The sequence below is a fragment of the Arthrobacter humicola genome, assembly GCF_022803015.1.
Classification (GTDB): Bacteria; Actinomycetota; Actinomycetes; order Actinomycetales; family Micrococcaceae; genus Arthrobacter; species Arthrobacter humicola_A.
Genome location: NZ_JAFKON010000054.1, coordinates 1 through 402 on the forward strand (window position 1 = coordinate 1; position 402 = coordinate 402).

1 pseudogene is annotated in these 402 nt (G+C 68.9%); it reads right to left on the minus strand.

From position 1 onward, the window contains the following. Positions 1-281 (minus strand): annotated as a pseudogene (locus ARTB_RS21420) (tripartite tricarboxylate transporter TctB family protein); the annotation flags it as partial. Positions 282-402 lie beyond the last annotated feature (121 nt).

The window sequence follows — 402 nt, forward strand, 5'->3', positions numbered from 1 at the left end:
GCATCCGGGTCGATGTCTTCGCCTTCTTCGCGCGGCGCCACCTGGCCCCGGAGGGCCGAGATCACCAGCGCTGCACCGGAGCCGAGCAGGATCACCGCCACGGCGAAGGGGAACACCTGCGGGCCGATGGCCTGACCTGCGGGGACGCGGATGGCGAAGGCTCCGACCAGCGCGAAGACGCCGAGACTGAACACGACGCTCGCGAAGATCGCGTTGCCGATGCGCGCGGCGCCCCACCGGGGGCGGACGGTGTCCGCCCCTGGTGTCTCGGTGGTCGTCACGAGACCAACCCGATGTTCTTCAGCGTCCCCGACACGTCGACGATGTTCTCGTCGACGAACGAGGTGAATTCTTCGCCCGTGAGGAAGGCGTCGGTCCAGCCGCGCTCCTCGAGCACGGTCT